The sequence below is a fragment of the Novosphingobium sp. SG919 genome (genome assembly GCF_012932495.1).
Lineage (GTDB): Bacteria > Pseudomonadota > Alphaproteobacteria > Sphingomonadales > Sphingomonadaceae > Novosphingobium > Novosphingobium rhizosphaerae.
In genome coordinates this window covers 22,199-43,897 of the sequence record NZ_JABCNG010000010.1, presented here as the reverse complement: position 1 = coordinate 43,897, position 21,699 = coordinate 22,199, and the positions used below count along the sequence as shown (strand labels likewise).

Annotated in this window: 12 protein-coding genes, 1 tRNA gene and 3 pseudogenes; 6 read left to right on the top strand and 10 right to left on the bottom strand. The window is 59.6% G+C overall.

Translation table 11 applies throughout. The features are described 5' to 3' along the window. Positions 1–454 (top strand): annotated as a pseudogene (locus FHT19_RS23530) (conjugal transfer protein TraA); the annotation flags it as partial. Positions 455–607: 153 nt separating this feature from the next. Then, on the top strand, positions 608–1,174 hold the full coding sequence (locus tag FHT19_RS23525) for a DUF6118 family protein (RefSeq protein WP_169477014.1): 567 nt from the start codon (positions 608–610) through the stop codon (positions 1,172–1,174). A 72-nt stretch (positions 1,175–1,246) separates the two neighbouring features. Here the strand turns inward: FHT19_RS23525 and FHT19_RS23520 are convergent. Beyond that, a protein-coding gene (locus FHT19_RS23520) for an IS5 family transposase (RefSeq protein ID WP_169477013.1) occupies positions 1,247–2,013 on the bottom strand; the annotation gives its coding sequence in 2 pieces (ribosomal slippage) (positions 1,247–1,701 and positions 1,701–2,013; 768 coding nt in all). A 320-nt stretch (positions 2,014–2,333) separates the two neighbouring features. Beyond that, the gene (locus FHT19_RS23515; RefSeq protein WP_169477012.1) at positions 2,334–6,362 is read right to left on the bottom strand and encodes a hypothetical protein; all 4,029 of its coding nucleotides are present in this window, start codon (positions 6,360–6,362) and stop codon (positions 2,334–2,336) included. A 183-nt stretch (positions 6,363–6,545) separates the two neighbouring features. On the opposite strand from FHT19_RS23515, the gene FHT19_RS23510 reads away from it, so the two are divergent. Then, entirely contained in the window at positions 6,546–7,421 is an 876-nt protein-coding gene (locus FHT19_RS23510; RefSeq protein ID WP_169477011.1) for a hypothetical protein, read from the top strand. A 150-nt stretch (positions 7,422–7,571) separates the two neighbouring features. Here the strand turns inward: FHT19_RS23510 and FHT19_RS23505 are convergent, their stop codons facing one another. The 6 genes and pseudogenes from FHT19_RS23505 to FHT19_RS23480 all read right to left on the bottom strand — a co-directional run. Continuing rightward, positions 7,572–9,311 carry a chemotaxis protein gene (locus FHT19_RS23505; RefSeq protein ID WP_169477010.1) on the bottom strand — a complete coding sequence of 580 codons (1,740 nt, stop codon included), beginning with the start codon at positions 9,309–9,311 and terminating at the stop codon, positions 7,572–7,574. Then, entirely contained in the window at positions 9,308–11,035 is a 1,728-nt protein-coding gene (locus FHT19_RS23500; RefSeq protein ID WP_169477009.1) for a hypothetical protein, read from the bottom strand. Before FHT19_RS23500 ends, FHT19_RS23505 begins: the two co-directional genes overlap by 4 nt. A gap of 189 nt (positions 11,036–11,224) precedes the next feature. Further along, positions 11,225–12,307 carry a hypothetical protein gene (locus tag FHT19_RS23495; protein WP_169477008.1) on the bottom strand — a complete coding sequence of 361 codons (1,083 nt, stop codon included), beginning with the start codon at positions 12,305–12,307 and terminating at the stop codon, positions 11,225–11,227. A 249-nt stretch (positions 12,308–12,556) separates the two neighbouring features. Continuing rightward, positions 12,557–17,098: a hypothetical protein gene (locus FHT19_RS23490; RefSeq protein WP_169477007.1), complete on the bottom strand. Its 4,542-nt coding sequence runs from the start codon at positions 17,096–17,098 to the stop codon at positions 12,557–12,559. Positions 17,099–17,257: 159 nt separating this feature from the next. Then, on the bottom strand, positions 17,258–17,779 hold the full coding sequence (locus FHT19_RS23485; protein ID WP_169477006.1) for a DUF6386 family protein: 522 nt from the start codon (positions 17,777–17,779) through the stop codon (positions 17,258–17,260). Positions 17,780–17,863: 84 nt separating this feature from the next. Further along, positions 17,864–18,049, bottom strand: a pseudogene (locus FHT19_RS23480) (transposase domain-containing protein); the annotation flags it as partial. Between the two features lie 89 nt (positions 18,050–18,138). Here FHT19_RS23480 and FHT19_RS23475 point away from each other — a divergent pair. Next, positions 18,139–19,263 carry an IS110 family transposase gene (locus FHT19_RS23475; protein WP_169477019.1) on the top strand — a complete coding sequence of 375 codons (1,125 nt, stop codon included), beginning with the start codon at positions 18,139–18,141 and terminating at the stop codon, positions 19,261–19,263. Positions 19,264–19,548: 285 nt separating this feature from the next. On the opposite strand, the pseudogene FHT19_RS23470 reads toward FHT19_RS23475, so the two are convergent. Continuing rightward, positions 19,549–19,635 (bottom strand): annotated as a pseudogene (locus FHT19_RS23470) (transposase); the annotation flags it as partial. Between FHT19_RS23470 and FHT19_RS23465 the strand changes: the two are divergent. Beyond that, positions 19,635–19,713 (top strand) — tRNA-OTHER (locus tag FHT19_RS23465). The pseudogene FHT19_RS23470 and the gene FHT19_RS23465 sit on opposite strands and share 1 nt — an antisense overlap. A 47-nt stretch (positions 19,714–19,760) precedes the next feature. Beyond that, positions 19,761–20,198: a hypothetical protein gene (locus FHT19_RS23460; protein ID WP_169477005.1), complete on the top strand. Its 438-nt coding sequence runs from the start codon at positions 19,761–19,763 to the stop codon at positions 20,196–20,198. Between the two features lie 380 nt (positions 20,199–20,578). Here FHT19_RS23460 and FHT19_RS23455 read toward each other — a convergent pair whose 3' ends face one another. Then, positions 20,579–21,670 carry a helix-turn-helix transcriptional regulator gene (locus FHT19_RS23455; protein WP_169477004.1) on the bottom strand — a complete coding sequence of 364 codons (1,092 nt, stop codon included), beginning with the start codon at positions 21,668–21,670 and terminating at the stop codon, positions 20,579–20,581. Positions 21,671–21,699 lie beyond the last annotated feature (29 nt).

Below are 21,699 nucleotides of genomic sequence, written 5' to 3'. Positions count from 1 at the left end.
GCTTGCCGAGCTCAAGTCCGCGCGCAAGGCGTTCGAGGAGCTGCGCCCGCATGGGCCGCGCGATGCCGAGGCGGCCTATGCCCGGGACCCCAGCCCGGCGAGCGAAGCGGCACGCGGCAATGCCAATCGCGCCATCCGGGCGCTGCAGCTCGAAACCGAGCTGCGCACCAATCCCGAGCTGCGCGCGGATCGGTTCGTCAGCCGTTGGAACAAGCTATCCAACCAGGCCGATCGCCACTATGCGGCCGGCAACATCGACGCCCACAAGAGCGCGCGCACGGCTATGGCAAACATGGCCATGAGCCTGGAGCGCGATCCGCAGCTTGAATCCCTGTTGGCCAGCCGCAAGGCGCAGCTTGGGATCACCATGATGGACAGCCAGCGGAAACTTGGCGCCCAGCTCGCGTTCGAGCACGGCCTCGATCTTGGCCGGGGACGCGGGCTTGGGCTGTAGGGCACGCGAAGGCCCGAGTCGCGGTGCCTTCACCGCTTGGCACAATCTCAAGCCGCCTCAACAGCATCTGCGCCGACACGGCCACCAATCTCACCCCTTCCAGCGAGGTTCCAGCCTCTGGCATTCTGCAATTGGCACGGTTTAGCTGCGGCCATGACCGACACAAACGACACCGAAGTGACCACCGCCCAGGCTTTCGAGGCCGTGCGGCACGAGCTCAGCCTTCTGCACAATGCCGTTGCCAATCTGACGGCGGCACGCGAGCGGATCCCCGACCACACCGCTGCGCTCGAAGGTATCGACCGCAGTCTGGGCAATGTCCGCGCCCGGCTTGCCGCCATCGAACAGACACCGGCTATCTCGCTCACGCCTGCCGAAATGGCAAAGCAGATCAACCTCGCCGCCCAGACAGTGCGCACCGAGGATCGGCGCATGCTCGACAATGCCCGCGCTGCGCTCGACAAGTCAGCCGGGCAAATCGACGGTGTCGTGAAGCGCGGACAAACTGCCGATCAGCAGATCAAACGTCAGATATGGAGCGCGGCGGTGGGAGTGCTTGCCGGTATCATCGTGTGTGCCGTGCTCCCCGGAGCCATCGCTCGATCCCTGCCGGCCAGTTGGCATGTGCCCGAGTGGATGGCCGCGCGAACCATGAACATCGATCAGAGGGCCGCCGGAGAGCGGATGATCGCGACGGCGCGCAGGTCTGAGCGGCTGTGATGGGGGACGATCCGGAGAGTCTGTTTCCGGGTGCGGATTGACCTGAACTGCCTTTCATTTAGTCCTCCCGGTCTAGGCCGTAGACTCATAAACACGGAGCCACAGGCGCATTGAAGCCAGTTGGATCATGGCCAAGAAGTTTTCGGCCAGCTTGTCGTAGCGGGTGGCAACGCGGCGGAAGTGCTTTAGCTTGGCGAAGAAGCGCTCGATCAGGTTCCGCTCGCGATAGAGCCAGGTGCTGAAGTACGGTTTTGACCGGCGGTTGGATTTGGGTGGGATATTGGCGAACGCGCCCCTCTCACGGAGAGTCGCCCGGATGCGGTCGGCATCATATGCCTTGTCGGCCAGCACTATTGTTCCGGCTCCCACATGATCGAGTAGGTCGTCGGCAACTTGCCCGTCATGGCTCTGCCCGGCGGTCAGGCTCAGTCGGATCGGACGGCCTTGCCCGTCGACGACCGCGTGGATTTTGGTCGTGAGCCCGCCTCGGGAGCGACCGAGACAATGATCTCGATCCCCCTTTTTGCCGTCGCAGCCTGCTGGTGCGCCCGGATGGATGTGCTGTCGATCATCTGGATGTCGCCGTCGTGGGCAACGGTGATGGCGTCCATCATCCGATCCCACACACCGGCTTTTCGCCAGCGCACGAAGCGGTTGTAGCAGGTGGTGCGCGGGCCGTAGCGCTCTGGCAGGTCGCGCCACGGCGCACCCGACCGCAGCACCCAGAAGATACCGTTCAGCACGCGACGGTCGTCGACACGCGGCACGCCTCTTGCCTTGTTGGGTAGCAGTGGCTCGATCACGCGCCATTCGAAGCCCGTCAGATCATATCGGCTCATGCCGACGCTGAATCACTATTTTCTGTGTTTTGGAAGGCGAAACCGTCGAGCTATGATGCTTCATCTTCCGGGAGGACATATGCCAAAGCTCGGCAAAGCCCATTCAACTGAGACCGCGAACAGGTTCATTTCGCTGGGATGGACGTTGAAGCATGAGTTTCGCGCAGACGGGGACAGCGAACCGTACGAATATGTCTTCGAATGGGAACAGGAAGGTGAGGCCCCATACCCAAAGCAGGACAACCGCTCCGCCGATTTATGAGTTCACGACCTAGTGTCATGAGCGCAGCGGACGATGCATAGGCTGAGGGCCATATCGTTCAGGCTTCCATAGCTTCGATCGTCTTGCGAGCATTGTCATCCGCAGCCAGCGGCACGATGGCGAGAGCCGCCTGCAATATGGTTCGCAATTTCGACCATCCTTGCCCCGGTGCAGCGATGGCCGTCGCTAGTGATTGGGTGCCACTCTCGGATGAGCCGAACAGCGCCGGGAATTTCGTCAGCACGGCCCACTGTCTGGAGGCGAGGTACGTGGCATAATGTTCGGCGAGCTGCCGACGATGGGGTTCCTTGAGATAATGAGCCCATAGCGATTGCGCGACGAGCAGGGCGTCCGGTGCCAGACGCTCCAGCAGCGTCGCAGCGAGAGCCGAGATCGCGTGATGGGACCAGTCAGTCGATGGGCATTTGAGGACCGTGCCCCAGGCCTCAACCGTACCCGTGATGAAGAGCCCCTCAATGTGATCAGCCAGCTGCTCTACGCGTCCACCTTGCGGATGCGCCGCCGCGTCTGCCCGCCAGCGGGCAATGGGCAGTCGATCGAGCTGATCTGCGGCGGCCAGCGCGAAGGTGGCGACGACCACATGCCCTACCAGAATTTCGTTGGCGCCCTCTGACCAGTCCCGCGCCTTCCCATCGTCGACGCGCATGACGTAGAGATCATTCATAGCGATCTGTTCCGCCAGCATGGCCAGGGCGTCAAGCAATCTCGTGCCGTCGATCACGATTTCACTGAAATCCAATGTCCGCTGTGCTAGTTCAAACAGCACAGGTCCACTGCCTGCACGCAACGACATGAACGGGCTAGCACGCAGGGCCGAGGCTTCCTGCAGTGCCCTGTCAAGCGATGCGCCGCAGGCAATCTCGAGCCGGATCAGATCAAGGCGGAGAGTGTCGAGTGGTGGCGCAACGGGGGCATCGGTCACGAATGGGTCGAGGTTGCTGCACATGCCGACCAGCTTCGTCATCTCTTCGTCGGTGCGCTCGCCCACCGTCCAGCCTGCTGCCGCAGACAGGACTCCGCCGCAGCGGCGCTGTAGCGAAAGCAGAGGTTCGCACTCATAATCAGCCTGCATCGGCGCAAGTGCCGCAACGACTTGCCCGAACTCACGGACCGCTCGGCCGCGATCGCTTCCCATGAAACGCGCAAGGGCTGAGTCCATCATGAGGCCGATGGTGAAGGTCGGGCGTGAACCATCCTCAATCAGGCTTCGCGCCCTGTCAAAATAGTCCGCAGCCTCGGTCCATTCACCGTTCCGCGCGGAGCCGATCGCGGCAGAGCGATAGGCAAACGCGCATCCGATATTATCTTCCGCGCGAGGCCATCTCGGGAGCGCCTCACGCCAGAGCTGCCTGGCTTTCAAGAAGCCGCCGGCATCGCTGGTAACCTTGGCAAAGGCACAAATGTAAATTGGGTCTGTTCCCACGACCGCGTCGAGATCACCTGCTTCGGCGATAGCTCCTTGAGGATCGCCCATATCCTCATTGATCATCCGCAGCAGCACCGGCGCGATCGCTCGTGCCATCGACGTAGCGCCGACCTCGGCGCTGAAGTCGAAAGCGTTCCGCAGCTTCTCCCGGAAGGCGGGCCAGCCAATGGCCTTCGACTGGTATTCGGTCAACCACAGGCGTTCAATCATTACTGATGCCATATCGTCAGGTGTGCCGATCGAATTCAGCACCGTGCAAGCATTCTCCACCGATCTACCTTCGAGCGCTTCAATCAGCGCGATAAATTCGTCGATGTCTTGAATCTGCGAGAGCAACCGGAGGCTGGCGAATTGCACATAGGTGCCGGCCGGGATGCTGTCCTCATCCTCAAGGCCAGCTTTGGCGAGCCGTTCCGGGAAGGTCGTCTCAAGTGACTTGGCGACGTCGAAGAATTCGAGCGATCGAGCGACGATAACCGCGATCGGGTAACGGACCTTCAGGCTCGACAGGAATTGGCTGAGATAGAGGAAGCGGAAAAACTGCCGGCCGTCGTCATCCGGGGCTGCAGCGAATTCTTCCTCGATCTTGAGCGCGATTCGCATTGCGGTGTCAGGATTGGTCTCGGCAGCGATGCGGTACTGAAGTATCCGGAAGATGAAGACGTCGATCGCCGTCCTGAATGGCAGTGGGTTGCTTGCGTCGAGACCAAGGCCGATATAGATCCCACACGCTTCGCCAACCGCAGCCCACGCCTCGTCGCTTGCGGAGAACATCCCTTGCGAGACATAGACCAGTGGGCTGGCCGCCCCTGCGATGTAGCAGTGCATCAGTATGGACGAGATATCCCAAGGGCTGACTGTACGATCGAGAAGGTAGGTCCAGGCGAGCTGCCCATGCATCGCCTTGACCCAGTCCTGACCTCGCAACTCTTCGGCTGCGCCGCGAGTCAACGGTGATACGCGGTACTCACCATCCTCGCTCTTTTCGAGCCAAGGTCCCGCGATGATGTCGACCGCGACACCGGGCTCGGCAATCGCGTCTTGTAGACGTCCAATCGACATCAGCCGCTTGCGCGACAAGCGCCCAGTCATCAGGCTTGCCCGCAAGAGAAGCTCGCGTGCGCCCTCGGGGAGCTCGGATATGAGCCGCCTGGCTTCGAATTTGATGGGGTCAAGATCGCCGCTCGCTCCAAGCAGGTCCGAATGATCCGGCTGGGGAAAGTCCTTTGCCGCTAGCGTGCGCACACGTGCGCTCACCAGCTGCGGATGCCCGAGCGTCGAAACTTCCAGAAGCCTGGACCACAGCTTAGCGCGGTCGCCAGGGCAACCGTTTTCCCGTAGAAATGCTTCGATTTCATCAGCATCGAAGGGCTGCATCTGGAATTCGCGCGCGGGATCGAGCTGAACTGCCTCCGCCAATCGGCCGGGCAATGTGCGATCCGACGTTACTAGCAGCCGCCCGCCAATCGCCTGAATCACGTGCCACAGCGCGCCGAGCGGCCCGGCGATCCCCCGCGGATCCGAGAGCGCATCCAGATCATCGACCACCAAGGTTCTGGCGACCGAGCCCGCTCGCAACTGTTCGGCTGCTGCAACGAGCCGTGCCTTGACCTCGCCTGGGCTCAGATCGCGAAGCATCAGCCACAACGGCTCGTCACCGACAAGCGTACTAGCGGCACTCAACGTCTTGCCTGAACCTGTCGATCCGTGAAGTAGAACCGTGCCGGCCAACAATCCCGTCTTCAGAGCCTGCTCGCTCGCCACCCGTCGGAAATACTGCAGGGGCAGCGGTGGCGGACCTTCCAAAGTTAGTGCTTGTGTCTGGACAGCCAGATGCCCCCCTCCAGAGGACAGGGCCGCTCGCATTAGAGTAAGCAAATCTTGCTTGGGCACATGGACGCCGGTCGCACTGGCGAAGATGCGCAAGAATTTCGCGCGATTGAGCGGGACGCCATCCTTCTGCTTCGCCGCGTCAAACGCGGCTGTGTAGAGCGCGTCGAACGCGAGTTCGGCATCTGGCGGCGCGATCAAACTGGCGGCGCCATGCACGACGAGTCGGTCCTTGATATTGCGCACTAGCGCATCGCCGTCCTGCTGCCCCGCCATCCATTCGATTGGCTGGATCACCTGCGCGAACAGATCGGCAGGGCTGGCTTGGTTAAACAGCAGCTTTAGTGGCGACGATAGCTTGTCTTCATCGAGCAGGAACCTGGCGATCGACGCGATATGCGCGTCGTTGGCCGCATCATAGGGGGCGGCGCGAAGGCTATTCCACAGACCGAGACCACCTCGACCGTTATTGAAAGATGAACCCTGCTCGACGCCAATTCCGGAGGTGGTGACGTAGCGATATCGGATCGCGATGCCGGGATTACGTGTCCGGTGCATCCAGAAGTTGTTGATGGCGTCGACGACCGACGCCGTGCGCAAGGTGATATTGCCCGAGCCGGCTGTGTCCTTGACCTGCTCGGTTAGCGCCTCGGTGCCCTCGATGCGATCAAGGTCTTCCGCGCCTTCAAGAAACAGCTGCTCGTCATCGCCGAGGTCCAACCAGACCACGATGCTGCGTAGGATCTGGTAGATATAACCGCGAAATGTATCCTGCGCTTGCCGCGCTGGATCGCTTACAAGACCGGCCATGACGCCGACCGCCCAAGATTCGAATAGAAGTTCATAGCGCGAGACATAAGTGCTTCTAACCTAGCCCCCGTCGCCAGCAAACAGGATTGCATAAATTTGCACTTCTTTGGGTAGCTTCGCCTGACAATCAAAAAAATCTGGGCTACTAGGGTTGCCTCCTCAATGACGTGCTATGTTCACGGCATGGCTCTACGCGTAGTAATCGATAGCAACCGCCTGCAGTCAATTGATTTGAGGGCATTTCTTCGGGTTAGCTCTGACAATTTTGCGGTGCTAACCGACTACGCCTGGATCGAGGCCTATAAGGGCAACTCGCTCGTCTCGATTCAGAAATCTATGGGCGTGCTGAAGGATTTCCCAGAGCAGGTGATCGTCCTTAAATCCACCCGCGCGATCTGCCGGATCGAGTCCGGCCCTTCCGGTATGGGGAGCGCGATGGCGCGTAAGGGCCAGGAGTTCCGCCATACGGTCACGGGCCTACTCCAAGCGGAGGCCGGGGATCCGGGAGCAATTGCCCAAATCATCGCCCATGGCGAGAGTGCTGATAGGCAGATGGCTAAGCTCCTCACAGATGCATTCGACCTCCCCGTCGTATTCCAAGAGATGCTGCGGACCTTCTTCACCACGGAGGAGATCGTGCACATCCGTGCCGGCAAACCCTACACGCCCGAGTTCGTCAGGAAAGTCCTGGAGGTGGCGGACGCCCTTGCGGAGACTTTCTACCGGCGGCACCCTGACAGGCCGCGACTGCCTCATCGCCGTGCGCGGTTCCATGGCTTCATCTATCGGCATGCACTCGCCGCGCTGCTCTATTTCCTCAGATGGGTACGTGAGGGGAGCCCGCTGGAGAAGGCGGCTAAGAAAGTGCGCAACGACATAGTGGACCTGAGCTTCGCGACCTACGGCACCTTCTTCAACGGCGTGATGACTGACGACGCAAAGGTCCGAGAACTGCAAATGGAACTGCGCGTGGTGCTAGGTGAAACCCCAGCTAGAATGCCTCCAGAATACCCCGAGGCTTTCGCAAAGCAAATCGAGGAGATTGTGGGGTCGACCTGAAACCCGCCACTTTGCTCCTTCTTGCAGAACCTGAACAAGGGCGAGTTTCAATTAGCTCAACGTGTACTTCGAACGACTGCTGTAAAGGCGCAAACAGCTGCAAACTTTTCTCTAAAAAATCGCTGTGTATGGGAGGACGCACCGCGCCTCTCATTCTTGGTCAGCAGGCGTAGATGCGACTACGGCAGGTGCGCTGCGTGCGGTCTGCAACAGACCCAGCCAGAGCTTTGGCGGTAGTGGCAGGCGATAATGCCGGGACGCCGTTGCGATAATCGGCCAATGGCCGAGCCGGATGGCTGATAGTCCATCGAACGCTGTCTTTCCTGCGCACTCGGCCTCCAGCATCGTCATAGCCTTAGCCCCGTTACCCGTGATCGGCACATTGTTGAGGCAGGCCCCGTGCGTGCCGTCATCGCGGTAGAACTTCTCCTCGCTGTCATCGTCGGGGAACCACATCTGCGTGTTGCAGTGCTTCAAATGTTTCTCATCAAACTGCGCCAGATATTCTGCGGATTTCGACTCGCCAAGCGAAGATGTCCATAATGATAAGATGGGAAATAACGTGCTGCCCTTCGTCTCCCTCTCGCGGTACTCGTCGGTACGTTCCCGCGGATGGACCAGAAGAGAACGATAGTCGTCATGGATGGCAGGATATTTGTTGTGCGTCCGAAACGCAAAGGTCGTTCGCTGAACCAGATTTCCGGCGAAATTGGCCGCTGCAGGCTGCCATGGCTCCATCATTGTCAAGAAGACCAGCGCCAAGCTGATGTCGATAGACTGCGAATCGGCGATCGGTGTGAATAAAATCGGGTTATTCTGGATGAGAAGCATGATTTTCTGCGCTAACTGGTTCGCCGACTCACTCTGCCAATCTGCTCGAACATCCGGCAAATTTGCGTTGCCAGCATTTTGCCAAAGCATCCAAAGGCCGCGCAGGGCTAACCGGCCTAGGACGTCGAACAGTTTGATATTCACATCGACCGCCGCCGCTGAATCGACGGCGACCGAAATTGCGTGCTGCACCCCGACATAAGGAAGAAGCTTCTTCGCCAGCAGTTCCTCCCAAATAAGGAAGTGCAGATTCACAAGTTCGTTGAAGGCGTGCGAGACCTCCTCCGCACCCTTCGTGCTTTTGGCAACGTCGCCGCGCACAAGGTGCCACGCATGGAGGATCGCTAGCTCGCTAGCTCGATATGGTCCCTCGACATTGCCCGCATCGCGCGCCCAGACAAATTGGACCCACAAACAGATGTAGAGCTGCCGGACGATCGTCGCGCGCTGCTTCGGCGCTGTGTCAGTTGTGGCGCACAGCCGTCGGATCAACGCCGAGAAATGGGTGAAGGCGACGTCGGGTTCATCGACCATCGCCACAGCCTTCTGGAAACTGCCTCGCAGAGCCTTGTCGACGAGCTGCTCGCGCAGCACGCCGTCAACCAGCAGCCCCGCCATGTAGTCGCCATTCCATTCCTGAAAGGAAATGCGCCCGACGCTATTCTGCTTGGTGAATTGTGTGACGTTGTCGCGGACGGCCTCTTCTATATCGCCGCCGAAGCAGAGGCAGATGACGATATCGAGCTTTTCGTGCGCCTTGGCTATCCGCGTAGGGATGTAGACATCCAAGATGTCGTTGATCGAGCTTCGGAGGGCTTGGGGATTCCCATCCCAATCCGCCCGCGTTAGATCGCCCCGCTTGAGCGAGAATAGGAATAACTTCCGCTTGCCGTCGGTGTCGTTTCCGACCGCAGCTACGTCGACGCCGTACTGGCGGGTGCCGATCGTCGGCCGCGAAATGACGGTGTAACCCAGCTCGCTCAGCAGGTCGGGAAGGACAGCGTCTAGCTCATCGCGTTCGCGGAGCGACGCCAGATATTGGCGAAATACGAGCTTCATACGGGCGGCCTCTCGGCCCGAAAGTGAAGCAGCATCAACTGGAGCCCCAACGGATCGACGATGTCGATGCGGGGCATCTCAAACGATGTGTCGATGCTCGCGAGCTTTGTTTCTATCCGTCGTGGCGGCTCGGTGGGATGATCGACCCAGGTGATCGCGCGATTGCCATACAGCATCAGCGAATCCGACGCGATCTGCCCGAAGATTGATTGCTTCCGTGCCGCACGCATCGCCTCGTTCATAGAGTCGGAATGGCGCTCCCATTCGAGCTGCCGTTCTCGCTCCGACGGATGGAGTTCGCGCACCTTTCCAATCGATTTCAGGCCGTCGATGTATGCGGCTAACCCATCAAGCGCGCGCTGTGCCGCAGGCGCTGCCGGGTCGGCCGGCTGATCGGCGACAGGCTTGAGATAGTCACTGGCGACACCGGAATAGTTCATCAGCACAGGGTCGATCAGCAGCGCTTCAATTTCCGCGGCAGGCGCCGGGGCCGCGGAGCGAAGCAACGATGTGAGGATCGAGGCCATGACCATCGGCTTCAGGAAGAAAGTCGCGATCGTCTTTCGAGCCAGATAGGCATATTCAGCTTCGCGCAGATCAAAGCGCGCGAAGTCGATCGCGAACGTGACCTCATCGACACCAGCGCCAAACATGGCTTTGTCCATCTGGTTGCACAGCTCAAAGACGCCCCCGCGAAGCCATGCAACCACCCAATCCTCCAACGCCGGCCCACCAGTTTGAAAGAGCTTATGGATCAAAGAATCGAACTGCTTGAATTTCAGAGGGCGCTCGTCTCGGCACAGCACCTGTTCGACAAACAGTCGCGCTTTCTCGGTCTCCCCGACCTCGACCAGCTTCATCAACGCGAGGTCGATTAGGTCGATCGTGCTCCGGTGCTCGGCCTCGACCATCCTCAGTGCATCGAGCAGTCTGTCGACCAGACGGCTCGGCACGTCGGCGAAAGCGAGCGCCACCGTGCCTGCGGCCTCATGAAGCACGTTTGCTCCACCGGGCGTGATCGCAGAAATCGCGATCGCTTCCAGTTGCGCCACCCGGGCTGACGGCGCCCCTTTTAGCCGACGAGCCACGACCTGCAGTATCGCTCCGCGAATGACGTCGCCAGGATCGGGGATCAACGTCGCATTCAGCGCTGCGATTAGGCGATCCCAATCAGCGTCACCGGGAAGCGCTATTTGACCCAAGGCATTGAGCGCACCGAGGCGGAGTGTCTCGCTTTCCGCTTCTAGGAACTGGTAAGCACGATCGGTGAAATATGCTGCATCGACTTCGACCCCATATTTGATAGCGATGACGAGGTAGCGATCCGCGTTTTCAACCCCGGCGTCGATGAGGGAAAGCAACTCCGCCGGACGCTTGGGATCACCGCCACACCATTTGGCGAACTCCTCGACCGGCAAACCCGCCGCACCGGCTTGGTCAGCAGCAACGCGCAGCGCTTCCACGACGTTCAGCAAAGTTTCGGCCGAGGCGTCCAGTCTGGCGATCAACGCCTGATAGACGTGTTGCCCCTGAAAAAAGCGGTGTCCCTTGTGGGGCTCAAGCGCTTCCGGGGTGATGAGCGCAAGGAGATCGACATCTCCATCGTTGTGCAGGGTCGCCAGCAATTCGATTGTCGGGTCGTCCGGTTCGAACCAGAACCGCCCATATTCATCGAACAATGCATCGAAGAGCGAGCCGTCTGTTGCCTTTTGCAAGATCTCCATGCGCGTGGGTGGATTGGGATTTTGCATTCACCCGCGATAGCCGAAATGACGTTGGTCGCGAACATGGATTTTGGCAGCGGACGCCGCGCGTTTAGGCAATGAACCTGTGGCGGTTTGCAACAATCGCTTTCAGGCCGCGATGGGCGGGAACTAGGGCGGCGACGATCTCCTTAGCAAAACGGGCCCGGTTTAGGCCTTGGTTAGCGGGTTGCGGAGCCAGGCCTCTCCCGCAGCGATCATGTCACCGATCGGATCGCCGGGGAGGTCGGCGCCCCGATTTCGGCCGCCCCTGACGTGCTCGACGCATTCGAAATAGCGGTCATGAATCTTGCGTGCGTCTTGTGGTGGCCACCACAACTCCAACTTGCCAACCAGAGCAGGGAAGTCCTCGGTTGGCTCCGGGCCGCAGAACGGGGTTACAGCAATTTCCCACAACGCGTGATCAGCTGTCGCAAAGATATACTGGCGCTTCTTGGCGTCGCGTAAGCCGGACAGTCGGCCGAACTCGCTCACATAGGTGACGTCCCAGGCGGCATTCCGCACGCCGAGGATCGCCTTTTCGCGGTCCGGCGCCCAGAGCGATTTGAGCATTTTTCCGCTGGCTGCGCGCGGACCGAAGTAGCGCGCGGCATACATAAAGGCCGGTCCTGCCAGAATGAAGTCGTCGATCATCCAGTCCAGCAACGACAGGATCGAGGACAGCGCGCGACCGCCCCGGAGCGCCAGATCCGCGATCTTGAGCATAGCGATGTAATTTCGATTCCAGCGCTTAAGAGGCGCCGCCATGTCATGAGATTCAAGGGTGGCGACGGGGCCAAGATTGATGGTCTGGGTCCGCCGCATGGCTACATCGATCCATTTTGTCGCAGCACCACGATCGGCGGCTCGGAACCAGCTTAGTTCCTTCTGGGCTGTGCCGTTGCCACCGCGGTGAGCCAGCTCATGAAAAGCTAGGCCTGGCTCGATGTCGAAGTTCATAGCTTGGGCAAAAGCCATCAGATTGATCGCGACCTCGGTGGGCTTATCCCATTTTCTGAGCGCCCCCTCACTCGCCAGTTGCGCCATGCGTGAGGCGAGATTGCGATCGACTAGCACCACTGTATCGAGCTCATCAACATGTTCGGCATAGGCGAGCGCGCGCAGGTCGAGTAAGCCGGCCGCCGGTGGAACGAAGCCTGGGACAAGACAGTCTAGCGCGAGCAGCCGGTGGCCGATCTCCTCGACATCGGCTTGCGGAAAGTTCGCGTCGAACACGGCGATGAAGCTATCCACGGCGCGATCTGATCTCCTCAATTAAATCCAGTACGGCAAATGCGGTTAATTCGCAGCTAAGTCTAGCAATTCCAAGACATGAATGTACGAGAGCTTTTAATGAGCTCGCTCAGATCCGTGAAGGTCCGCTTTGTTGGCAGGACCACGCGCCAGCTCCAGGCCTTTATCGAAGTGATACTCACAGAGGGACGCGCCGTCGTCGCGGCGATCCAGCACAGTTTTCGCTGATTTCGGATCTAGGCGATCAGTTCAGGCTGCCTCGAGCTTCTGCATTCCCATCAGACCGTCCTCGACCAGGCGGTCGATGAGGTCGAGCGCGCGGGTTCGGCGCAGGGGGTGGTCGACGTTCGAGGCGTAGAGCTTAAGCGCCAGCTCGCCTATCTCGTGCAATTCATAGGCCCGGGGTTCGTTATTTCCTTCGGTGCGCGCCTTGAGTGTATCCTCGAGTAGCTTGAGCACGAGCTCGTCGAGCCCGGGCGGCGCTTGTTCCAGCCGGTGTAGGAAATAGGTCCGGTCGGTCTCGAAATAACGGGACGCCACATAAGCCTCGAACAACCCGGCATGCGAGGCGATGTCCGAAGTCTTCATGCGCCGGAAACAGTCACTCGCTTCGTGCCGTACCGTCTCATCCTCATCGTCGAACAAGCGAATGAGCCAATCGGTGCAGGTGGTGCCGAAACGGACCGATTCGAAATTCGCGGCTGCAACGGCGGCGGCCGCAGAGCGATATTCAGCACCGCATTCCAGCAGATCCTCGGCGAGGGGCAGCCATTCGGGATCGTCCAGGCCATGTTGGAAAACCGCCAAGGCAGCAAAGCCACGCGCGAGCGGGTCTTGGTGGATCAGGTAGAGATTGATCAGCTCGGCGAAGCTGGCGATGTCCAAGTCCGCGACCCACCCGACGATTTGCTGGCCGTTATTTGTGTAGAAAGCTTCCGGACATGCGCGCGCGATGCGCAACGCCCAGTCGATCCCCTGTTTCCCCTCATGCTTGAGTGCGCTCATCAGCAGCCCGCTGAGCGACGAATGGACATGGGCGGCGGCCGGGGCGCCGATAATTGGATCGAGGAGCGACCGATATTTCTCGAACGTCTCCTTCGAGTTCCAGCACACGCGGCCGAGCATTTCCAACGCCGAGCCTCGCGCCGAATTTATCGCCTTGCCGTTCAAGTCTCCGCCCAACGTTAAGGCGCGCTTCCAATCGGGTTCCTTGGCGCGCTCGCCATGCTTGATGTCGCCGATGCCGGTACTATCGTCATCGCCGGTGGCGACCGCCAACAGCAAGCTCTCGGCACGTGGCCCAAGTGCCCCAGTGCAAGCTCGGATCATCCAGATCAGCGAGCGGTCGTCCGGCCTGGCCGCGGGGTTGGCATCCACGATTGCGAGCACGCGCTCGATTATGTCGGTATCAGGCTTGGTCTCGGCGATCCCGGCGGTGATTCCCCAAGCGAAATCCTGATATGTGTCTTCTGGAAATCGCGCGAGCAAAGCGAGAAACCGCTCGGGCGCCTCCTTCGCGCGCTCTTTCAGTTCGCGCGACAACTCCATTGCGCCGCCAGTGCGGCCATCGCCACGCCACCGCATTTCTTCCCGCGGCCTGCTGAACTTGCGGATCGCGGTCAGCCAGGCATCATCATTCATGAACTTGGTGCGCTCGCTGGCGATCGGTGAGCGCACCATGCCCCCGCGAATGCCGTCGGGCTGTTCGGGCCTTTGGCCACGGAATTTGCGCTCGAGTTCGGCGAGCCGCTTGGCCGCGCGTGGCGATAGCTGGTTCGCTCCAATCTGACGCAGTACGGACCATTCTCGCTTGCCCGACTCATGAAGGTAATAGCTTGCATAACCCCGAGTTCGGTACGGCGGCTGGGGCTCGTCGGTATCACTCTCCGCACGCGCAAGGGCGCGCTTGGCACAGGCGATCTCGGGTTGGAGCGCGAGGATCGCGGCTTCCGCCCGCGCGCGCTCAGCCGCAGTTAACCATAGCATGGCCGAAGCGATCGCAAGGCCCGCCGAATGCCCGTCAGCGCTATACCATCCCGCCTTGAACAAGCCGGGATTGTCGAGTTGTTCGACCAGCAGATCCCGCAAACCTTGCGCGTTTGTCGCGACGGTTTCGAGCAGCAAGTGGAGGCTGGTGATATGAGCCTCGGGTCGCAGGTCGCGGAGCAGTCGCATGACCGGTTGTGGGTCGCTGCGCGCGACTTCCGCGAGAGCGGCGCGCACGATGTCGAGAAGATCGGCAGATCGTACATCGGTCCGGTCCCAGCGCCGCCAATACCAAATACCGTCCTCGGCGGGTAGCTCCTCATTCTTGCGCGTGCGTTCCATCGCCAGGCGCATGAAGGGCAGAAGTTGCTCTAGAAGCGCGAGCGGCGCGGCCTTGGCCAGTTCACTCAGCCAGTACATCGCTGACCCGCCATCTTCATAGCGACGCTTGAACGGGTGCCCTTCGGGATTGAGGCGAAACCAGCGCCCTAGCTGCGCACCGAAGATCCGCGCTGCCTCTTGCGGAGCGGTCTTGATCCACGATGCGTAATAATCGTCCCAATCATTGCCGCCATTCTCCCAATCCTCAGGAACCGAGCGGTTGAGTGCGGTGATGAGACTGTCAGCGAGCGGCCGCGCATCGGCCTTTGGGTCGATGAACCGCAGCGTCTCGAACACGTCGCGCACGCGGTCGGGCCGGCGTTCAAGAAAATCGTTGATTAGCATCGCAACCTCGAGCGGCACCAGCGACGCCACCGAGCGCAGAAAACCGAGCGCCCAGCTGAGATCGTCACCGTCGCTGGCGAGCCAGACATCGAGCACACCGTGGGTGCGCAACAAATCGAACCACGGTCGGCGCTCGAAAATGACGTGCCCCGCCTTGCGCGGCAGTCCGTCACACGCGGCATAGCGCGCGACCAATTCCCACTCGCCAAGCGTTGGGTCCGCAACCGTGGCGAGCCACCGCACGATCGTCTCGCGGATATGCGGCCGAACGCGCACATCGCTCAGGATCGCTTGCAGATCGGTGAGATAGCGGGCGGGCTCGAGCTCGCGTTCGAATGCGAGGATCTGCCGCGTTTGGGTTCGGCGAAACAGCGTTTGTTCGCTTGCCAGCAGGAAGTCGATCAGCGGCTTGCGCTCCTGCACGAACGCCCGCGCATGGAGAAAGTCGAACAGCGATTCGTGGATGAAGCCAACCCGATGGCCCCGCACCACTATCAGCCCGGCGCGCTGGAGTAAATCGAGCGATCCGGCGAAAGGGTCCAGCGCCGCCAATGGTGCAATCAGCTCCTGGCGCTCGCTCATCGCCGTGGCGAGCGCGGTCAGCGGCGAATAGACGCTCCAGCCCGGGCGGAAGTCGCGCTGGATTTCTTGATCACGCGTTTTGAGCAGGCGTCCGTAAAGCTCGGAAAGATGCTCAACGCGACGCAAGTCACTGATGCCGCTTTGCGCGAGCGTCGCCGCGAGCGTCAGCCCAATCGGCAGGGCAATCAGCGCCATCAGCCGGGCATTGTCGGCGTCATGGAAGATACCGAGCCGGGCGAGCACCGGATCGATCTCGGTGCGCGCGAACGGCCCGACATCGATGCGGACATTGCCTTGGGTAGCGGCAATCTCACGATAGCCGTGGTCGTTCTCAAGATCGAAGCTGCGGCACGCAAAAATCAGCTGGACGCGGGGATAGAGCGTGGCCTTGCGGACCAGATCAAGCACGACGCGGCGTAGCTCTGCGGTTCGGCCCGACACTTCGCTGACCGCGTCAGCTTGATCGACGATCAGCACCGCGCGCTTGCCAGCGGCGAGCTGCTCGAGGATAACCACGGGATTATCGGCGGTGCCGACGGTCTGCGCGCCAAGCTCATCGAGCGTAGCGATTTTTCCAGCCTGGTCGACGCGAAACGCGAGATGCAACGTGCCGTCGCTGCGCAAGCGCTCGATCACATTGGCGATGACCGCGGACTTGCCCATGCCCGCGGCACCCGCGACCAGCACGACACCCGCTCCCGCTTGCAGGCCGGCCAGCACTTCGCTGACGGCCGGCCGCTCGATCCGGTACATACCCGCACCGACCGGCGGATATGAGCCGACATAGGAGGAGGTCGCATCATGAATCCGCCCCGGTAGCGCACGGTCGAGTTCATATTGCTTGGTCTCGATCCCCGCACTGCGGACAAAGGCGATGACATTGTCATAGCCGATCGGCCGGTTGAAGTTTTGCTCTTCCTCAAGCCAGGTGCGGAAGCGTGCTGCGATTACATCGGGATCGCCCTTGAACCAATAGGCGATGCGCGCGCGCAGATTTTCGGCGAGATCGTACTCGGAAAGCGTGCGAAACTCGGTATTGCCGAGAAAGCGGAACGCATCGACGACGTCGCCGCCGAGACGCTCCTTGAGCCCCCCCCAATGCTGCGTCTCCGTTTTCGACAAGCTTGCCTCAAAGGCTTCAAGGCTGTGCGTTGCCGGGAGCTTGTCCTGCAGCAACTTCAGTTGCGGCGCCGGATCGCTCGAAACGAACAAGCAGCGCCTGCCAGTGACACTAGTTTTGGTGCGGAACGCCGCGAGCACACCCGCAGCATCGATCGCGGCGATTGACCAAGTCCCGGTGGCTGTCTGCCGCTTGCATTGGTGCCATTCGGGCCCGCCAGCACGCACCAGCGAGAATTCGAACCCTTGTTCGTCGTCACCCAGCGCTTCGATCGTGATCGATTGGACGGTGCCGTCGAGCAGCCCGAGGAGTTGATGCGTCAGCCAGCGCGCTTCGTACCGGTTGCCGACTTTGTCAGCGATTCCCCCCTTATGCATTCGCCGCCCCTAAACCACGCCAGATCTTCTCGACCGCTCCAGAGTTGTTGATCACATTTAACTGCATGGAACGAAGATAGAACGGAATCAGGCAAACAGCAATGCACCGCGATATAAGACTGTGGGAGCTGTAGGGCTGTAAGCGTCCGCTCAGAGCCGTTAAATCCTGATGGGCTCAATCACGTTATTGTCAGATGGGGCAGCAGCTATGAGGCTTACTTGCAGCCGATCTTCGGATCGGGCGATGCCAACGTTATAATCGCCTGGCAGGAGATTGAGAAAGATACCGCTGCAGCTCTCGTCTGGCTCATCTCCGCCCCCGGTCATCACTTCTCCAGGACCGATGAAAACCTTCCCGCTGGGAAAATGTAGCGAGTAACATCCCGCCCCGATGTCCTCGCCGGTGATATCGAGATCATAAAATCCGTCGAAGGTTAGACCAGCTATCAGGACGTTACGCTGGTTGATCTCATCCAACTCCACTTTTGGGTCGGCCCACCAATCTACGTCATCGTGTAATCGATGCCCCAAGCTCACGAGATCATAGATAACAACACTCGCCGTGCCGGTATAAAAGCCAGGCCTCGCAAGTTCGCCTTGATCGACAGGGCCATCGTGCGAGTTCGGTAGTTCTGGTGCCGGAATATACTTTCGACCGAAAAGGCGGCGCAAAATGCCCAAACCGTCCCCCTATGGATGTTTGTCCCTAAGACTGGCAGTGACGCTATAGGTCTTTGCAGACGTCAACAAGCTGCCTAGGCGCTATTAGGAGGGGCCCCAGTTCCACGGGAGCAGTTCATCGATCCGGTTGATGGGATGCCCGTTGCCGATGCGGCAGAGCACATCTGCGAGCCAGGCTTGCGGGTTCGCATCATTGAGCTTGGCCGTCTCCAGCAGGGAGTAGATGGCAGCAGCACGCTCGCCACCGCAATCGGCGCCTGCGAAGAGCCAGATGAGATGACCATTGTCAGGCCGGTTTTGCCCTCTCGGTGTAAGCTATGGCCAGCGGCGTTATCAGACGCGCAGCATCGGAGGTCATCATGGCAGGCGATTATGACGCTTTCATCGGACTGGATGTGCACAAGGAAACAATCTCAGCCGCAGTTGCGATGGCTGGGCGAGACGGGGAGGTTCGCCTTATCGGCGTTATCCCCAATGAACCTGACGCGATTGCCAAATTGGCTCGGAAGCTGGCGGATCGCCATAACCGCATGGAATTTGTGTACGAGGCTGGCCCATGCGGGTACGGCGTATATCGCCAACTCGCGAATCTGGGTTTCCACTGTCGGATTGTTGCTCCCAGCCATACTCCCGTTCGTCCGGGCAATCGCCAAAAGAACGATACGCGTGACGCGATGATGCTTGCCCGTCTTCTTCGGGCTGGCGAACTGACGTACGTTTGGGTGCCCGACCCCACTCATGAATCCATGCGCGACCTGGTTAGAGCTCGGCATTTAGCATCTCATGATGTCCGGAAGGCCCGTGCCCAAATTCAGATGTTTTTACTCAAACATGGTCTGCGTTACGAAGGGAAGCCGTGGTCCTGTCGCCACAGATCTTGGCTTGCAGATCGGCGTTTTGAGCACAGGGGCCAGCAAATCGCATTCCAGAGCTATCTGAATCGGCTTGCCCAGGCTGACTCACGCAAAAAAGAACTGGAAGATCAAATCGCGGCCATCATACCTGACTGGTCTCTGGGACCTGTGGTCACTGCATTGCAGGGACTAAAGGGGGTCGGAATGGTTATCGCGGCGACTATCGTGGCAGAGGTCGGTGAGTTCTCCCGCTTCGCCAGCCCGCGCAAACTCATGGCGTATCTGGGGTTGGTTCCCGGCGAGCACTCTAGCGGTGGCTCCATTCGGCCCCGCGGAATCACAAAGGCAGGCAACACGGATATGCGGGCGCTGCTGTTCGAAGCCGCTTGGTGCTACCGAACGACGCCAAAGGTCGGCCAGTTTATGGAAAAGCAAAAGGCAGACGTGCCGCAAGAAGCCAAAGACATAGCATGGAAAGCCCAGCTTCGCCTCAACGGCCGGTATCGAAAGCTGGTTGGCCGCGGGAAGAAGAGCAACGTCGCGGTCACAGCTGTCGCCCGAGAGCTCGTCGGCTTCACCTGGGATCTTGCGCGCCGGTACGAGCCGGCGCCGGGAGCGGCGCCCGCCTGAAAACGGGTGCATGCCGCCTTCGGCAGAGGAAGATGGTAAGGGAGCGGTGAAGGAACCCTCGGGCAAGAATTTGGACGGGTTACTCCCATGTCCGCAGCCAGAACGAGGCAGCCTTCCGACGCACAGTCACCATGGGGTAGCCAATCCCCGGACAAGAGTTTGAGCGACCGTCGGTTTGACCCACGCTATCGACCTCTGCCGATTGCGATGCCAAGGTAGCTGCCTCTTGGATCGCAGAGACGGCTTAACTTTTTGCACCCTCGATCCTTGACAATGGTCATAAGAGTTCTTCCGGCCCACAGCAATGCCGCGCAAAGCGTTCTCCGCGAGGTTATTGTCGATCTCAAGGCGCCCATCCTCGGTATAGACCCGCCAGCTTGACGGAATTGGTAGACGTATCGCAACAGCGATCCCGGCAACGGGCGTGGGTTCGAGCTCCTACCGCTGGCAACTCTCGCCCGTTGCCGGCCATTCGTGGATCGTTATAGTATCGTAGGATGAACACCGCGATCGACCTACTACCTGACCTTCAAGCTTGGAATGATGGCAGAGGAGTGAAGCCAGAAGACTGGCTTTGCGCCATCGCGCGGTCAGATCAAGCCGTAGCTTTTACGGCATTGTTTTGGCCGAAGATCATCGTTTACAAAGACTATGTGCTTCGCCACGACTTTTCTGTGGAAAAACTACGAAATAGCGAAACGGGTGGCCATACCCGCGCCCAGATTGAAGCCGCCTTGAACTATAACAGTCTGGAAGCATTCTTCCGGGGTGGCAACGAGATTGAAGCTATAGCCCAAGAGCGAGCGCGATATGTTTGCAAGATCATGGTGGACATGCTCGACGCGAAACTGCGCCGCGATTTTCCCGCCCGACGATGCAAGGTCGAGTTCGTGGACAACGAGGACGATTTCGCGGTCACATTTTGGCAAGAGTGAACGACCGCTCTCCATCCGAATGCGAAATTCGGCACTGACGGCTGCCGACCAGAATACGTCGTTCAGATGAAGTGCCGGGAATGTCGGCCTACGCCAACACCCGCCATTCTATCCGCCTCGCCTCCTGAACAAAGGACAGCTATCAGACCTTCCGCGTTCGGTGTGCTGCGTCAACAGGAACTTTGGGTGACGCACGAGCTAGCGCGGGTGATCAGAAAAAATGGCGTAGAAATAGGTGCTTGCGGGTCATTTTCGCTCCGATAGGGCTTGCCAAGCGAGGGTGGCATGAGATCAAAAGTTCAATGATTGTTCCGCGTTGGGGACCAAATAGCCGTTTAGAGCATCAACCTCACGCAGTGCTGACAAAGCCATTTGCATAATCATTGACTGCGCCCCAGCGGGAACGTGCACAGCAACTTCATCAACGCTGACTGCCGGTTGGTATGGGTCTTTGTGAAGAGCGATTTGAGCTGGGTCTTGATCGTTTCGCGTCGTACCGCTCTGCCGTCCGCGATCTCTTCGAGGGATTGATCGGCGAGGATGCCGCGAGCAAGTTCCACCTCCATGGCTGACAGGCCATAAGCGGATTGCAGGGCTGACAAAGCGGAGGGGGCTAGCTCGTATTCGGGGTCAGTGATTTTCAGGATGGCTCCGGCGCTCCCTTCAAAACCGGCAGGCAACACTGCGATGCGATAGGGACGAAGGCCAGATGGCCGGTGACAAAGTAAGCCAAAGTTTGAGGCGCCAGCCTTGCCGATCACTGCCGCGACAGCAGCCTTAATCCTACCCTCCATGACCTGCGATGCGACAAGCCTTGAGCGCGAAATCGCCAAGCCATCATGCTGATCGAGCATCAACTTCGCACTGAAGGATAGGCCCAGCACTCGTAAGTCTGTGTCCACCCGTAGAAGGGCATGATCGGAATGATCGGCCAAGTCCTGCAAGACGCCGGAGCGATGGCGTTCCCGTTCAAACATGCGCCGCAAGTTCATTACGCGACGCAAATGGCTGTAGACTGCATCAAGCCTTGCCGCTTCTTCAGCGTCGAACGCGGTTGTGATTGCCGCCTTGTGCACAGCAACCATTAGGCCGCGTTTGCCTAATTCAGGCATAACCCCAAGGCAGCGTGCCGTATCATCGCCGATGGTTTTGAAAAAATCATTGTAAAGTTCGGTTTGCAAGAAAGCCTTGGGGGACATGTGGGCATCAAGTGCAGCCGCTCGGCCAAAGTTTCCGACTTGGATCGCCAGACTCGTCCATGGGTCTGTTGCAGCGAAACGTTCCACATAGACCCCCAAGTCTTCAGCCGACCAATAGCCGTTGGCGTGCAGGGCGGACGCTTCACCTGACACATTCAGTTCCACGATTACCGCAGAACGCATACCAACAGCTTCGGCAACCCTGTCGCCAATTTGCGCAAACGCTGCATCGTTATCTATTGCGCCGTATAGCCCATCCAGATCCAATCGCATCAACGCTCTCCGCTGCCCATGCTCATTCC

Bases quoted from the DNA above. Each gene is read 5' to 3' on its own strand.
- FHT19_RS23525 (WP_169477014.1), top strand. From the start codon at position 608: ATGACCGACACAAACGACACCGAAGTGACCACCGCCCAGGCTTTCGAG.
- FHT19_RS23515 (WP_169477012.1), bottom strand. From the start codon at position 6,362: ATGGCCGGTCTTGTAAGCGATCCAGCGCGGCAAGCGCAGGATACATTT.
- FHT19_RS23510 (WP_169477011.1), top strand. From the start codon at position 6,546: ATGGCTCTACGCGTAGTAATCGATAGCAACCGCCTGCAGTCAATTGAT.
- FHT19_RS23505 (WP_169477010.1), bottom strand. From the start codon at position 9,311: ATGAAGCTCGTATTTCGCCAATATCTGGCGTCGCTCCGCGAACGCGAT.
- FHT19_RS23500 (WP_169477009.1), bottom strand. From the start codon at position 11,035: ATGGAGATCTTGCAAAAGGCAACAGACGGCTCGCTCTTCGATGCATTG.
- FHT19_RS23490 (WP_169477007.1), bottom strand. From the start codon at position 17,098: ATGCATAAGGGGGGAATCGCTGACAAAGTCGGCAACCGGTACGAAGCG.
- FHT19_RS23475 (WP_169477019.1), top strand. From the start codon at position 18,139: ATGGCAGGCGATTATGACGCTTTCATCGGACTGGATGTGCACAAGGAA.
- FHT19_RS23460 (WP_169477005.1), top strand. From the start codon at position 19,761: ATGAACACCGCGATCGACCTACTACCTGACCTTCAAGCTTGGAATGAT.
- FHT19_RS23455 (WP_169477004.1), bottom strand. From the start codon at position 21,670: ATGCGATTGGATCTGGATGGGCTATACGGCGCAATAGATAACGATGCA.